The 15,480-nt window shown below is 44.1% G+C and carries 12 protein-coding genes; 7 read left to right on the forward strand and 5 right to left on the reverse strand.

What is annotated here, in order from left to right:
* The first annotated feature begins 466 nt into the window (after positions 1-466).
* From F6K63_RS26860 to F6K63_RS26870, 3 genes are all read left to right on the forward strand, one after another.
* On the forward strand, positions 467-2,728 hold the full coding sequence (locus tag F6K63_RS26860; RefSeq protein ID WP_287313578.1) for a ribonucleoside-diphosphate reductase subunit alpha: 2,262 nt from the start codon (positions 467-469) through the stop codon (positions 2,726-2,728).
* Between the two features lie 28 nt (positions 2,729-2,756).
* Entirely contained in the window at positions 2,757-2,942 is a 186-nt protein-coding gene (locus F6K63_RS26865; RefSeq protein ID WP_131827162.1) for a hypothetical protein, read from the forward strand.
* A gap of 146 nt (positions 2,943-3,088) precedes the next feature.
* Positions 3,089-4,123 (forward strand): ribonucleotide-diphosphate reductase subunit beta, encoded by a 1,035-nt coding sequence (locus tag F6K63_RS26870; RefSeq protein ID WP_008185238.1) that lies wholly within the window; start codon positions 3,089-3,091, stop codon positions 4,121-4,123.
* Here F6K63_RS26870 and F6K63_RS26875 read toward each other — a convergent pair.
* Entirely contained in the window at positions 4,120-4,335 is a 216-nt protein-coding gene (locus F6K63_RS26875) for a hypothetical protein (protein WP_131827163.1), read from the reverse strand. The genes F6K63_RS26870 and F6K63_RS26875 overlap by 4 nt on opposite strands.
* 10 nt (positions 4,336-4,345) lie before the next feature.
* Between F6K63_RS26875 and F6K63_RS26880 the strand changes: the two genes are divergently transcribed.
* Entirely contained in the window at positions 4,346-4,984 is a 639-nt protein-coding gene (locus F6K63_RS26880; RefSeq protein ID WP_287251576.1) for a lysophospholipid acyltransferase family protein, read from the forward strand.
* Here F6K63_RS26880 and F6K63_RS26885 read toward each other — a convergent pair.
* The 3 genes from F6K63_RS26885 to F6K63_RS26895 all read right to left on the reverse strand — a co-directional run bounded on the left by F6K63_RS26885 (position 4,956) and on the right by F6K63_RS26895 (position 10,423).
* The gene (locus tag F6K63_RS26885) at positions 4,956-5,336 is read right to left on the reverse strand and encodes a hypothetical protein (RefSeq protein WP_287262778.1); all 381 of its coding nucleotides are present in this window, start codon (positions 5,334-5,336) and stop codon (positions 4,956-4,958) included. The two genes, F6K63_RS26880 and F6K63_RS26885, sit on opposite strands and share 29 nt — an antisense overlap.
* Entirely contained in the window at positions 5,300-7,762 is a 2,463-nt protein-coding gene (locus tag F6K63_RS26890) for a CHAT domain-containing protein (RefSeq protein ID WP_287313567.1), read from the reverse strand. Before F6K63_RS26890 ends, F6K63_RS26885 begins: the two co-directional genes overlap by 37 nt.
* Positions 7,763-7,924: 162 nt before the next feature.
* Positions 7,925-10,423: a CHAT domain-containing protein gene (locus F6K63_RS26895; RefSeq protein WP_287313568.1), complete on the reverse strand. Its 2,499-nt coding sequence runs from the start codon at positions 10,421-10,423 to the stop codon at positions 7,925-7,927.
* A 534-nt stretch (positions 10,424-10,957) separates the two neighbouring features.
* Between F6K63_RS26895 and F6K63_RS26900 the strand changes: the two genes are divergently transcribed.
* Together F6K63_RS26900 and F6K63_RS26905 are read left to right on the forward strand one after the other, a co-directional pair.
* Positions 10,958-12,451, forward strand: coding sequence for a hypothetical protein (locus F6K63_RS26900; RefSeq protein WP_287313570.1), 1,494 nt, complete (start codon positions 10,958-10,960; stop codon positions 12,449-12,451).
* Positions 12,452-12,901: 450 nt separating this feature from the next.
* Entirely contained in the window at positions 12,902-14,047 is a 1,146-nt protein-coding gene (locus F6K63_RS26905) for a DUF1822 family protein (protein ID WP_287313572.1), read from the forward strand.
* A gap of 237 nt (positions 14,048-14,284) precedes the next feature.
* On the opposite strand, the gene F6K63_RS26910 is transcribed toward F6K63_RS26905, so the two are convergent.
* Positions 14,285-14,458: a hypothetical protein gene (locus tag F6K63_RS26910; protein ID WP_158026648.1), complete on the reverse strand. Its 174-nt coding sequence runs from the start codon at positions 14,456-14,458 to the stop codon at positions 14,285-14,287.
* Between F6K63_RS26910 and F6K63_RS26915 the strand changes: the two genes are divergently transcribed.
* Positions 14,438-15,397, forward strand: a complete 960-nt coding sequence (locus tag F6K63_RS26915) for a hypothetical protein (protein WP_287313574.1) — start codon at positions 14,438-14,440, stop codon at positions 15,395-15,397. The genes F6K63_RS26910 and F6K63_RS26915 overlap by 21 nt on opposite strands.
* Positions 15,398-15,480 lie beyond the last annotated feature (83 nt).

Raw genomic sequence — 15,480 nt, forward strand, 5'->3', positions numbered from 1 at the left:
GCGCGTTGGTAGGCACTGCCCACCCTAGGATTAATGACAATGGTGCAAGTACTCAGTTTAACAGAACAATTAGACAAGGTCAGGAATGAGTAAAACAGGGAAAGACAGAGTGGCGCGGCAGATGTTGGAGGTGTGGGGAGTTACTTGGTCAGTTACTTAAAAAAATTGATAAATTTTACTGCTATACTTACTCTAGATTTAGTATAGTAGAGCTTGTAAACTAAAGAGTTAACCCTATTGGTAGTGTTGTACCTTGAGGTTAGCAAGCAATAGTGTATTATATCTAAGATTCTGAGCAACTGCTGAAAAGGCCACAAACCCTGTCGGCAACAACTATAAGCCAAGTCAATCCAGATTTAGTATAGTAGAGCTTGGGAATTAAATAGTTAACCCTATTGGTAGTGTTGTACCTTGGGGTTAGCAAGTCATGGTGTGTTAAATCTAATATTCTGCCCAACCAGTGAAAATGCAACAAACCCTGTCGGCAACAACCATAACCCAAAATCAAGGTAATATTCAGGTGATCAAACGCGATGGTTCTCTGACTTCCCTTGATATCTCGAAAATTCGTGCTGTTGTTGAGTGGGCTTGTGCTGGCAAGGATGTCAATCCGATCACTCTAGAAGCCGGACTCACTACCCGCTTGCGTGATGGTGTTACTACCAGAGAGATTCAGGATAACTTGATCAACTGTGCCCTGGAAATGTGTAGTCCTGATCAGCCTGACTGGCGCTATGTAGCAGGACGACTACAGATCTGGAGTCTATGGAAAGACACCCTGGTAAACCGTGGTTATGAGTACGGTGACTACCCTAGAACTGTTCGCTCCAAAGTAGAGTCTGGTCAATATGACCCCAGTATCTTAACCTATACGACTGAGGAGCTACAAGAAGCAGGTTCTTGGATTAATCCGGATTGGGACACGGATTATGATTATGCAGGGGCTGTACTGCTAACTCGTCGGTATCTCCTAGGGGATGAGTTGCCCCAAGAGGCATTTTTAACTTGTGCTCTGCTGCTAGGGTCAGTGGAAGTCCCGGAAGATAGACTAGGTTGGGCAAGGCGATTTTATGAAGCGATCGCACAACGGAAAATATCTCTAGCTACCCCGATCCTGGCTAATCTCAGAATTCCTCAGGGGTCTCTGTCTTCCTGTTTTATCACTAGCATTGATGACAACCTGGAAAGCATCTTTGAAGGAATTACTGATACGGCCAGAATCTCCAAAAACGGTGGTGGTGTTGGGGTCAATGTCAGCCGGATTCGGTCAACCGGTAGCTGGGTGATGGGCAAAGCCAATGCTTCGGGCGGGGTAATTCCTTGGATTAAACTGCTTAACGATACTGCGATCGCAGTTAATCAAGGAGGCCGTCGGGCAGGGGCAGTGACAGTTAGTGTAGATGTGTGGCATCTCGATGTGCCAGAGTTTCTGGAGATGCAAGCGGAAAATGGCGATCCCCGGCGCAAGGCTTATGATATCTTTCCCCAATTGGTGATTCCCGATGAGTTTATGCGTCGGGTGGTTAATAAAGAAGACTGGACATTAATCGATCCCTATGAAGTACGGATCAAGCTAGGCATTGAGCTATCGGAACTTTGGGCAGAAGAGTTTGAAAGCGCCTATCAAACCATTGAAGCAGCCATCGGCGAAACCCTGACTCTCTATAAGACCGTGAATGCTCGGGAACTCTTCAAGACGATTATGCGATCGCAAGTAGAGACCGGAATGCCTTACTTGGCGTTCAAGGATACCATTAACCGCGCTAATCCTAATCAACACCAGGGCTACATCCCAGCGGTAAATCTTTGTACCGAAAGTTTCTCTAATGTCGAAATTGGACATGCTGCTCACTGTTGCAATTTGGACTCGATCAATCTCGCCAATATTGAAGAAACTGAATTGCCCAATATCTGTCGTCTAGCAGTGCGGATTCTGGATAACACTATTGATTTAAGCACTCCTCCTTTTAAAGCAGCTCATAGTCACAATCAGAAATACCGCACCATCGGAGTAGGTTGTATGGGATTAGCGGATTGGTTAGCTAAACGGTGGCTAACCTATAACAACCTCAAGGAAATTAGTAACTTATTTGAGGATATTGGCTACTACTGCACCCATGCATCTATGGAACTGGCTATCGAACGTGGTGCTTACGCTGCTTTCGATGGTAGTGAGTGGAGTAAAGGTAAGCTAATTGGCGCTAAACCGGTGGAATGGTTTGTAGAAAATTCCCAGCATGGAGAGCGTTGGGTAGCCCTATCTCAGGATATTCAACAATTTGGGATTCGCAATTCTCATATTAGTGCGATCGCACCCAATACATCCTCATCCTTAGTACAAGGGTGTACCGCTAGTGTCTTACCAGTTCACAGCAAATTCTTCTATGACAAATGGGCAAAAGGCACTGTACCCATTGCCCCACCCTTTATTAAAGACAATTTTTGGTTATACCACGAAAACAAAAACTTTGATCAGAAAAAAGTTGTTAAAGCAATCGCCACTATCCAGCAATGGATTGATACTGGGATTTCCATGGAATTGTTATTTAACTTAAACCAAGGAGTCTATTTCCCAGACGAACCTGAACGCACCCTCAAAGCCAAAGACATCTATGAAACCCTAGTCATGGCTTGGGAATTAGGATGTAAAGCCGTGTACTATATCCGAACCGTCCAGCGTGACAACTTCAAAGAATTAGACAACACTTGTATCGCTTGCGCGAATTAGTTAGTAAGCATTCAGCGGTCAGTGGTCAGTGGTCAGTGGTCAGCTTTGTGGAACAGGCTTCCAGCCTGTGAAGCATAGGTCAGCGGTCAGCGGTCAGCGGTCAGCGGTCAGCGGTCAGCGGTCAGCCTTGTGGCACAGGCTTCCAGCCTGTGACTTCACTCAGATTAAACAAATGCTTACCTGTGTTATTCACAAGCTGATAGCTGATGGCTGATGGCTGATGGCTGATAGCTGATAGCTGATGGCTGTTGCTCCCCACCCTCCCCAAACTTCCCGCGCCCACTCCCCACACTCTCTGTTCCCTGTTCCCGACTCCCGACTCCCGAGTCCCGACTCCCTAGAAAAAAAATGCTAACTACAATGCCAATTAACCCTATCTTTAATCCAGATGGGGATGACAAAACTGAACACCGTTCAATTTGGTTTGGTAATACCACTAACTTGATGCAACTCAATGATGTCCGTTATGCTTGGGCAATTGGGTTGTATCAACAGATGCGGGAGAATTTCTGGATTCCCCAGAAACTAGACCTAACTCAAGATGTAACAGATTACTCCAATTTAACGCCAGCAGAACGTTATGCTTATGATGGGATTCTCTCCTATTTAACCTTTTTAGATTCCGTTCAAACCTGCAATATTCCTCACATCAAAAGTAGCATTACTGCCCCAGAAGTTAGTCTGTGTATGGCGGAACAAATTTCTCAGGAAGGGATGCACAATCAAAGTTATCAATATATCATTGAAACCGTTATCCCTACTGAACATAGAAGTAAAGTCTATGAATTCTGGCGCACTGATAAAGTGCTCAGGGATAGATGCGAATTTGTCGCCAGTTTCTATCAAAAGTATGTTGATAATCCCACCCCAGAAAACTATTTTGTTTCCTTACTGGCTGACTTTTTATTAGAAGGAATGTACTTCTATAATGGCTTCATTTACTTCTACAATCTCGCCTCTAGGATGCTGATGCCAGGCTCAGCGGACATTTTTAAAATGATTAATCGAGATGAACTGAGTCATGTCCGCCTTTATCAAAAGTTAATCCCCATGGCCATGGACGTATTTCCCTATTCCAGTGAGCAAATTTATGAAATGTTTGCCACAGCAGTGGAGCATGAATGTCGCTGGACTAATCATATTGTTGGTAACGATATTTTAGGGATTACCGAACGGAGTACTGAGCACTACACCAAGTATCTCGCCAATATCAGGTTACGTTCTATTGGATTAGACCCCCTTTACAAGGGCGAAAACTATCAAAAGAGTCCCTACAGCCACTTAGAGCGTTTTTCTGATACTAAAAAAGATGCTCATACTAAAGCCAACTTTTTTGAAGCTAGCGTAACTAGTTATGTGATGTCTTCTGGGGTCAGTGGTTGGGATGAAATTTAGGGAGTAGGGAATCGGGAGTAGGGAGTCGGGAGCGGTGCGACCCGTGGCGAATTTAATTCGCCAACGGAAAGCGCACCGAGGGAGTCGGTAGTGAGGTAAACAAGATTTTTTCCCTGTTGCGGTGATCCGCTGTTCCCTATTCCCAGATCCGCTATTCCCTGTTCCCTTCCCCCAAATAGTAAACTAGAAACCAAACCATCCAAATCCACCAATAAATTCTCAGTGACTAGAAGCCGCGAACCATTGCCCAGCCTGCTGCTGTATCACGCCCTGAAGTGGTCAGTGGTTAGCCCCTTAATCCATACCTATTTCCGGGGTCGCATTTATGGTGCTAAACACGTACCCACGTCGGGACCACTGGTGGTGGTGAGTAACCATGCTAGTGACTTTGACCCACCGATTTTAGCCAATTGTGTGGGACGTCCAGTAGCCTTTATGGCCAAAGAAGAATTGTTTCGTGTGCCAGTCCTGAAACAGTTTATTGAATTGTATGGTACTTACCCGGTTAAACGAGGGACACCAGACCGGAATGCCCTGCGTTCTGCTCTCGATTGCCTCGACAATGGCTGGGCCGTTGGTGTGTATTTGGATGGCACCAGGACACGGGATGCTCGCATTCATAACCCCAAGCTTGGTGCGGCCTGGATTGCAGCCCAAGCCCAAGCACCACTGCTACCGGTTACCTTGTGGGGAAGTCAAGCAATTGTTAAAAAAGGTTCCTTGATGCCACGGTCTGTACCCTTAACCGTGCGCATTGGTAAGCTGATTGCTCCTCCTAGCTCCAGTAACCGAGAAGAATTGCAAGCTGTGACCCAACAGTGTGCTGCAGCGATTAATGCCCTCCATGATTTGGGACGTTGATTATGTGGGAATAGGGAGTCGGGAGTAGGGAATCGGGAATCGGGAATAGATGTAGGGTGGGCAGTGGCTCAGACAGATTCCGAACCTTGCCATCAAGTTGGTAGCCACTGCCCACCAATTTGATGTAGTTGCGTAGGGTGCGTGATAGGACGGGCTCCCTCTCATTTTCCGCCTCGTAGTCAGCCTTGGAACAGCCCGGCCCGTAACGCACCACCGGGTCAAACAGTAGAATTTGATGTAGGGTGGGCAGTGGCTTAGACAGATTCCGAACCTTGCCATCGGGTTGGTAGCCACTGCCCACCAACTGCCGACCAACTACCTCGCCTCGCCAATCACAGTAAAAGCCGCCCAAGCTTTCGGGTCTGGATTACCATCTTCATCATTGAGCATCGATAACATCGCCTCTCGCATGGCTTTGGCTTTATCCATTTTGTGAGTATAAATATTAGTGTAAAACTCCCTCATCAACTTGGCCGTATCATCATCAGGCACTTGCCATAAGGACACCACTAAACTGGGTACACCTGCGGCAATCAAAGAACGGGATAAACCAACTACCCCTTCCCCTTTAATCTCACCCCTACCAGTATCACAAGCACTCAGAACCACTAACTTTGCTTTCAATAAGGATTTTTCCGGTAGTCCGTAACCAATCAGAATTTCATCACTGGTCAGAAAGCCATCATGGTCTGGTTGGTCAGGAGCTAATGCGATCGCACCGGGATAATCAATACCATTGACATCATCGAGTAAACCATGGGTAGCGAAATGGATAAGCGTTGCATTGGCCATTTTCCGCACAATGGTTGGTTCTGTTGCTTCCAAACCAATTAGAGCTTTTGTATTCAGCAATTGAGCAATGGTTAATGCTTCTGTTTCTGCACCCAGTAGAGGGGTTAAGGGTTTTTGTTCTAGTCCTATTTTAATCGTAGGCATGGTGGGATTACCCACAATCAATGGTTTTCCCCGGCTGTGTTGGACTCGATGCCAATGTTGACGGGTAAACGACAGGGATTGGATCGAAGGAGCAGTGAGAATGGTATGGTTTTCGATTAGATACTTGTGGTTATTATCTTGGAGAGCAGCAAAGGGGACTAGAAATAGTGAGTGATGGGGAATAAAAATAATACGGTCTGATGGGTTTATTGGTAATACGTCAACAATGGGAGTAATCAGCAGTTGGTAGAGTTGGTGTAGTCGATTACTATCGTTAGTGGTTTGTAGTGAAGCAGCATTCTGATTACCTCGACCTCTGACACCAATCTGCATACGACTGACTTTGACTAGTTCGGCCAGAGAAGTATCTTGTGGTAATGTATTACTACGGAAAGTAATCTCACCAGTAGGAGCAATCACCCAAATATAAATCTGGTCATCAACAATGGAATATTCCACCAAAGTGGCTTGTTGTTGTTGAGCAATCTCTTGAATGTCTTTAAGAGTAGGAGCTTTAGTTTTTTGAGGAGTTTCAGATAACTGTGCCGCTAATAAATCAATCAGAGCGCGGTTGCGACCCCGTTCGGAAATCTCTAAGGCTTGTTTTGGTTTACCTTGAGCAACCAATACCTGTTGTAAAAGACGATAGCTGGCAGCTTGTGTTTCAAAAATAGAAACCTTCCAATCATCTTCGTTACCGAGGTCTTGGCGGATATCTTCCCAAATTTCAATGGCATCAAACAGGTGAGTTTGGGCTGGTTTTAGTTGATTCTTTTTTAAGAATGTAGCACCGAGATTATTCAGGAAGACAGCTTCACCCTTGCGGTTTCCGATTTCCCTAGCAATAGCTAAAGATTGTTGGTAGTAATCAATCGCTTTTTTATAGTCTCCCAGATTATCGTATGCATTACCCAGATTATTCAGGGAGGAAGCTTTACCTTCGCGGTGTCCGATTTCCCTAGCAATAGCTATCGATTGTTGGTAGTAATCAATCGCTTTTTTGTAGTCTTCCAAACTATCGTATACATTCCCCAGATTACTCAGGGACCGAGCTTCACCCAGGCGGTGTCCGATTTCCCTAGCAATAGCTATCGATTGTTGGTGGTAATCAATCGCTTTTTTATAGTCTCCCAGATCATAGTATGCATTACCCAGATTATTCAGGGAGTAAGCTTCACCCAGGCGGTCTGAGATTTCCCTAACAATAGCTAAAGATTGTTGGTGGTAATCAATCGCTTTTTTATAGTCTCCCAGATTATCGTATGCACTACCCAGATTATTCAGGGAGGAAGCTTCACCCAGGCGGTCTGAGATTTTCCTATCAATAGCTATCGATTGTTGGTAGTAATCAATCGCTTTTTTATAGTCTCCCAGATTCTGGTATGCATTACCCAGATTAGTCAGGGAGCCAGCTTCACCTTCGCGGTGTCCAATTTCCCTAGCAATAGCTAAAGATTGTTGGTAGTAATCAATCGCTTTTTGATAGTCTCCCAGATGATTGTATGCATTACCCAGATTATTCAGGGAGTTAGCTTCACCCTTGCGGTCTCCAATTTGTTTATAAATCACCAATGCTTGCTGCCAAGACTCTAATCCTTCTGGGAACTTACTGCGACGAAGGTGACTAAGTCCTTGCTTAAATAGTTTGTCCGCCTCTGCTTGATTAATGGCTACTTGAACTATGGCATCCCTAGGGGCTAAATTCCCCTCTTGCTCTGGGCTAACCGTGTTTTGTTCTTGAGCCAGTGGTGGTAAAGTCAGGAATCTAGCCACAACAGGCAATTTCCCAGGGGTGAGGTAGAGAGTGAGAAGTCCCAACCATAAGACGTGCTTAAGTTTCATATCGGATATTGAATTATTCCCTATTTGGCCATATCTGATAGATTCGTGAACCTATGCAATGATTAAGGGAGTCGGGAGTCGGGAGCGGTGCGACCCGTGGCGAATTTAATTCGCCTACGGAAAGCGCACCGAGGGAGTCGGGAATCGGGAGTCGGGAACTCTCTACCGCGCTTCACCAATAACAGTAAAAGCCGCCCAAGCTTTCGGGTCTGGATTACCATCTCCATCCTTGAGCATCGATAACATCGCCTCTCGCATGGCTTTGGCTTTATCAAATTCGTGGGTGTAAATATTAGTGTAAAACTCCCTCATCAACTTGACCGTATCATGATCAGGTATTTTCCATAAGGACACCACCAAACTGGGTACACCTGCGGCAATCAAGGAACGGGATAAACCAATTACTCCTTCCCCTTTTATCTCGCCCCTACCAGTATCACAAGCACTCAAGACCACTAACCTTGCTTTCAATAAGGGGGGTTTCCGGTGTTGGTCACTGATCATAATTTCACGACTGGTGAGAAAGCCATCATGGTCTGGTTCGTCAGGTGCTAATGCGATCGCACCGGGATAATCAATACCATTGACATCATCCAGTAAACCATGGGTAGCGAAATGGATAACCGAAGCATTGGCCATTTTCCGCACAATGGTTGGTTCTGTTGCTTCCAAACCAATCAGAGCTTTTGTATTGAGCAATTGAGCAATAGTTAATGCTTCTGTTTCTGCACCCAGTAGAGGGGTTAACGGTTTTTGTTCCAGTCCTATTTTAATCGTAGGCATGGTGGGATTACCGACAATCAATGGTTTTCCCCGGCTGTGTTGGACTCGATGCCAATGTTTACGGGTGAACCACAACGATTGGATCGAAGGAGCAGTGAGAATGGTATGGTTTTCGATTAGATACTTTCCGTTATCATCTAGCAGAGCAGCAAAGGAAACCAGAAATAGTTCTTGATGAGGAATGAAAATAATACGGTCTGATGCCGTTATTGGTAATAAGTCAACAATCGGAGTAATCAGCAGTTGGTAGAGTTGGTGTAGGGGATGTTGTAGTAGATTACTATTGTTAGTATTTAGTTTAGGGTTTGGTAGTGAAGCAGCATTTTTCTCACCTCTACTTCTGACACCAATCTGCATACGACTGACTTTGACTAGTTCCGCCAGAGAAGTATCTTGGGGTAATGTATTACTACGGAAAGTAATCTCACCAGTAGGAGCAATCACCCAAATATAAATCTGGTTCTTAACAATCGAATATTCAACCAAAGTTGCTTGTTGTTGTTGAGCAATTATTTTAATGTCTTCAAGAGTAGGAGCTTTAGTTTGACGACGTTCAGATAACCGTGCCGCTAATAAATCAATCAGAGCGCGGTTGCGACCCTGTTCGGAAATTTCTAAGGCTTGGTTTGGCTTCCCTAGAGCAACCAAAACCTGTTGTAAGAGACGATAGCTGCGAGCTTGTGCTTCAAAAATAGAAACCTTCCAATCATCTTGATTACCCAGGTTTTGGCGGATATCTTCCCAAATTTTAATGGCATCAAACAGGTGATTTTTTGCCTGTTCTAGTTGATTGTTTTCTAAGAAAGTAGCACCGAGATTATTCAGGGAGTAAGCTTCACCCTTGCGGTGTCCGATTTCCCTAGCAATAGCGATGGATTTTTGGTGGTAATCAATTGCTTTTTTGTACTTTCCCAGATTACCGTATGCAATACCGAGATTCTCTAGGGCGTGAGCTTCACCCTTGCGGTGTCCGATTTTCCTAAAAATCCCTAAGGATTGTCGGTGGTAATTAATCGCTTTTTTGTAGTCTCCCAGATTACCGTATGCAATACCCAGATTATCCAGGGAATACGCTTCACCCCGGGGCTTTGCGATTTCCCGTTTAATAGCTAAGGATTGTAGCTGGTAATCAATCGCTTTTTCGTAGTCTCCCAGATGACGGTATGCATTAGCCAGATTACCCAGGGAGCCAGCTTCACCCTCGCGGTTTTCGATTTCCCTAGCAATAGTGATCGATTGTAGCTGGTAATCAATCGCTTTTTTGTAGTCTCCCAAACTCTCGTATGCATTACCCAGATTACTCAGGGAGCGAGCTTCACCTTGGCGGTTTCGGATTTCCCTAAAAATGTCTAAAGATTTTCGGTGGTAATCAATGGCTTTTTTGTAGTTTCCCAGATTACCGTATGCAAACCCCAGATTAGTCAGGGAGCGAGCTTCACCCTCGCGGTCTCGAATTTGCCTAGCAATAGCTATCGATGGTAGGTAATAATTAATTGCTTGTTTGTACTCTCCCAGATTAGCGTATGCACGACCCATATTACCCAAGGAGTTAGCTTCACCCTCGCGGTCTGGGATTTGTTTATAAATCACCAATGCTTGCTGCCAAGACTTTAATGCTTTTCGGAACTCACTGTCACCAATGTGACGAAGTCCTTGCTTAAATAGTTTGTCCGCCTCTGCCTGCTTACTGTCTACTTCAACAAAGGCATCACCAGGGGCTAAACTCCCTTCTTGCTCTAGGCTAACAGTGCTTTGTGCCTGATCCAGTACTGGTAAATTCAGGAATCTAGCCAGAACAGGGAATTGCCCAGGGGTAAGGCAGAGAGTGAAAAGTCCCAAAAACAAGACCTGTTTAAGTTTAATAGGATGTGGTATCATAACCTATTTACCTAAATCTGAGACATTCCTCAGCCTAGGCAATTATTGGCAAGGGTAGGGTGCGTTAGGGGTGGGCTAACCCGGATGGATTTTCAAGCACTGAGCGCCTGGTTGAAATAGCCCACCCCGTAACGCACCACAGCAGAATTAGGGAGCAGGGAGTCGGGAGTAGGGAGTCGGGAATAAAATTTAGATGTACCTGACTATACAAGAAAACACTAATACTCCTCAGACCTACTTCCTACCCTTCACTTATACACTTCAAGCCCAATTTTTTCCACAAAATGCATAGGGTCGGATAGTTACCAGATAGGTAAGAGTAAGATTTGGTTCCCTTGTCGGCGGAGATTGCTAGGATGCATCTCACTTTGCTTTTTGACCCTGTGGTGCGTTACGGGGCCGACTATCCCAACCCTGGCGCTCGAGCCGAAAATTAGGGCAAGTGGTGCGTTACGGGGCCGACTATCCCAACCCTGGCGCTCGAGCCGAAAATTAGGGCAAGTCCGCCCCTAACGCACCCTACGCACTTGCCTCTTGCCTCTTGCCTCTTGCCTCTTGCCTCTTGCCTCTTGCCTCTTGCCTATTGCCTCTTGCCTCTTGCCTATTGCCTCTTACCTACTCCCTGCTCCCTATTCCCTCATGAAAACCAGCTTAGCCAAATACTGGACACTCAATTATATTAATCGTTTGGGTCAACATCAAACTAAACCCATAGAAGAGGCTAAGGAATTTATCAGTGCCCAAGCTCTTACCTTGTCTACAGGTGAAGACACCATAGACCAAGCCCTGATTAGCAGACTGTGGCAAAGTTATCACACCCAAGACGAGGACCTTGAGCTGGCCGAGGTTTGTCTACGTTGTTTAGTTTCTCAGCAAATCAAAGAGGTTTGTTATCAGTTAGTAGAGCAATTTGGTCAGCACCATAATTTTACCATGGATGATCTACTGCCATTAGTCCTTGACCGTTATCCTGAGCCCGATCAAGGCCCTAAACTAGGGGTAGATAATTCTATAACTACCTATACGTTACAAACCTTTGATCCAAATAAAAGTAGCTTATTTTCCTGGACAAAAAGACTGGTTAAAACCAATAAGGAGGTTAAACAATTTTTACTCTACTATGGAATTGAGCAGGTAACCGATTGGTTATTACTGAAACAAACTACTCCTGGTAAACTAAACCGGATTCTATCGGAGTTTCATCAGCTAACTGCTCAGGAAATTAACCACTATCGTGAGTTATTAGAAAGTTATCAAACGATTTATGTAGGTCAACTGCAAGCAGAGCGTAATCAAATTAACCAACAACGACAACAACAAGGCTTAGGTAAACTCACAACTCCCTACCCAATTCCTACCAAAGAGCAATTACAGCTGATAGGTAAACTATCTCCAGAAGCAGTGCTTACTGATTTACAAACCTTAGCTCAGCTAATTCGAGACTATAAACGGAATCATGGCCGGAATGTGCCCACTCAAGCTTTAGGAAAATTTGAGCATCAATTAGCAGCTGATGATAGGAGTAATAATCAGGAAGAAAACGAAGTATTAGCTGCCTATGACCAATTACTACAGGATTGTTTAACTACTGCTATTCAAGAAGTTATACAAAACCGCGTTGCTTATCTAAGTCGTAAACAAAAGCCAAAACATCAGCAATTTTTAGAAGCACTAGATTTATTTCACTGTCAGCATGTTACTATGACTAAGATTGCTGCCCAAATCGGCTTCACTGCTCAATATCAAGTCAGTCGCTTGCTAGACCTGAAAGCTTTTCGGGCTGATATTGCTAGATGCACTTCCGTAAGATTACATCAGCAACTTGTGGAGTTAGGCCAAGCCTACGCTTCTGCACAAGAGGTTAAGGAATTAGACAAACGAATTAGTCAGTTTGTAGAGGAAGAAATTAACCGGATTATGACTGCAGCTAGGAAGGAGACCTTTGTTAAAAACCAATACAAACTGTCTAGTAATTTTTCTCGCACCTTATGTGACTTATTAAAAAAGGGAATCGGGAGTAGGGAGTAGGGTGTGGGGTGTGGGGTGTGGGAATTTTATTGGAATTTTGGCGTTGCTGATTCCCTGTTCATCGATCCCCCCTAACCCCCCTTAAAAAAGGGGGGGATTAGATTCAACACGCCCCTTAAAAAAGGATAAAGTAGATTCAATACGCCCCTTAAAAAAGGACAAAGTAGATTCAATACGCCCCTTAAAAAAGGACAAAGTAGATTCAATACGCCCCTTAAAAAAGGGGAAAATTATATTCAAAATTACCTTAAAAAAGGGGGGGGGATTATATTCAAAAGTCCCCCTTATTAAGGGGGATTTAGGGGGATCTCAATCATGGTCTACTCCCGATTCCCGATTCCCTACCCCCCACACCCCACACCCTAACCCCTGCTCCCTGCTCCCTGCTCCCTGCTCCCTAAAACCCAATAATTTGTACCTCACCCAATTGAAAACTGCTGTACTAAAAAAATGCTAAATACATCTACAGAAATGATTTCATTCCCAGCATTAACGGAAACCCTAACGCTGGAATTAGAGCAACAACAAAAAGCCCTGGATATAGCTAACCAGATGGCAGAAAAATCAGGAATATTAGCTATCTATCTCCAAGAGTTAGCCTTACTAGTCTTTGAAGATTGGCTGGCAAAACGAGAGCCAAGTTTACGGGTAGAACGGTCAGCTAATGAGTTAGTAAACTCGGAATTATCTCAAGCTATTGCTAAAGTTATTAATGCTGTGTGTAATCTACGAGTAGGAGATTTTAAGATTTGCCTTATTCCTAGCTTGGGATTTAGTGACCCGTTGGTAAATCTGCCTCAAGGGATTGTTACTATTCCCCAATTTACTGCTCATTTTTATGTGGTGATTGCCATTGATGATGACTTAGGTATTGCTGGGATTAAAGGCGTAAATCGATACGACCAGCTAGTCAAAGATATTAGTAATCTAGCTGTTGGCTCTGATCATAATTACGAGCTCCCTTTATCTAGGTTTACTATGAGTGGAGACGACTTACTACTGGATTTACAATGTCTATCTCCTGAGGAAATTCCTTTACCAGAGATACCACAGCGCGAGCCTAATTATGTTAGAGACGTAATCGAAATCCTGAATCAACGAGCGATTAATGTGGGACAATGGTTATATAATCAAATTGATGACCTAGCTCAAGAGTTATCTTGGCAGCTATTACCAGCACCTTCCCCAGCATTGCGGTTTCGTCCTACCCCAGCCCAAGAATTAGCTGAGATTATAACTATTATTGATATCGAAATTCCTGCTGCCGCTGTTCGTAGTTATCGAGATTTTAAACTAGCTGGAATTCCACTGCGCCTTTATGCTGTAACTTGGCAATTACCCCAGTCTGAACCAGAGGGAGATTGGACTATAGTGCTAATCCTGGGAGCTAGCCCAGGTAATACTCCACCTTCGGGGATAAAATTGCGTATTACTGACTTTACCATGGTCTTGGATCAACAGGAATTTACCACTGATGATGACTATTTATTTACTCAGTTTGTGGGAGCTAATCATGAAAAGTTTCTAGCTACAATTACCACTGCTGAGGAAACAGTACAAACCTCGATGTTGTTTGAATTTAAAGGGAGTAGGTAGATCAGCTATCAGCTATCAGCTATCAGTTATCAGTTATCAGCTATCAGTTATCAGCTATCAGTTATCAGCTATCAGCTATCAGCTATGAGTTATCAGCTATGAGTTATCAGCTATCAGCTATCAGTTATCAGCTATCAGCTATGAGTTATCAGCTATCAGCTATCAGCTATCAGCTTAAGCGCTACGCGCACGCTACGCGAACAGCTATCAGCTATCAGCCATTGGCCGTAGGCCAAGCTACACCGAAAAGCTTTTGAATAAAATAAGCTGACGGCTGACCACTGACTGCTGACTGCTGACTGCTGACTGCTGACTGCTGACTGCTGACTGCTGACCGCTGACCGCTGACCGCTGACCACTGACCGCTGACTGCTGACTACTATAAGTAACATGAAAAGTAAAATTTTTCACCTTAAAGTCATCAAAATCAAGTCAGGATGTAACTTTGAGTTATCTTGGGAAAATGGTAAGACTATTGCTGCCATAGTAGATTATCCTCAAGACCTTGATCAAGGTTACCAAGACTGGAAACAGGCTTACATTAATTGTTACAAAAATTTGCGAGGTAAAGTCCCAAAAAGTGGTAGACTTACAGTTAAGAAGGATCCAGCTGCCCTGTTGCGGGAAGCAGAAGCTAGGTTTTTATCAATATTTCATAGTTGGTTACGGGATGGAGAGTTATATGAAATTCGTGAGGAAATTGCTAAGGCAGCTACGGATTCGTCTATTAATCGTCGGTATTGGGTTGATATTCTCCTCACCTGTAATTGTCCTGAATTAACTCGCTTACCTTGGGAAGCTTGGGAAATTAGTACTACTACTAGGACGAATTTATCGGGATTCGGAACTATCCGGATTGCTCGGGTTTCTAATACTATCCATGCTGGGATTAGTCATGATAAAATTATTCCTTCAATCCGTCGCAGAGCCAGAGTTTTGGCTATCTTGGGTGATGAAAAAGGATTAGACTTTAAAGAAGACCGCAAAGCGTTAGCTCACCTGTCTAAGCTAGCTGAAATAAAATTTATTGGTTGGCAACCAGGAAAAGACTCTACTAATCTTAAGCAGGAAATTGTTCAGGAAATTGCTAATCCTAGGGGTTGGGATATTTTATTCTTTGCTGGACATAGTAATGAAACTGCCTGTACTGGTGGAGAATTACATATTGCTCCTGATGCTTCTCTAGGAATTAATGAGATTAAACAATCCCTCCAACAAGGGATAGCTAATGGCCTGAAGTTTGCTATTTTTAATTCTTGTGATGGTATCTCGATTGCGGAATCCCTAATTGCTTTAGGGTTACCTCACTGGGGGGGCGACAAGCGCCCCGTAAACCTTGATATATATTAAATTGAGCGAATTATGGTAAAAAAAGATAGGTCAGAAATTGTCAAGACGACCTATCAAGTTAGAATGATACCAGAATTATACCA

This window comes from Moorena sp. SIO1G6 (assembly GCF_010672795.1).
Lineage (GTDB): Bacteria > Cyanobacteriota > Cyanobacteriia > Cyanobacteriales > Coleofasciculaceae > Moorena > Moorena producens.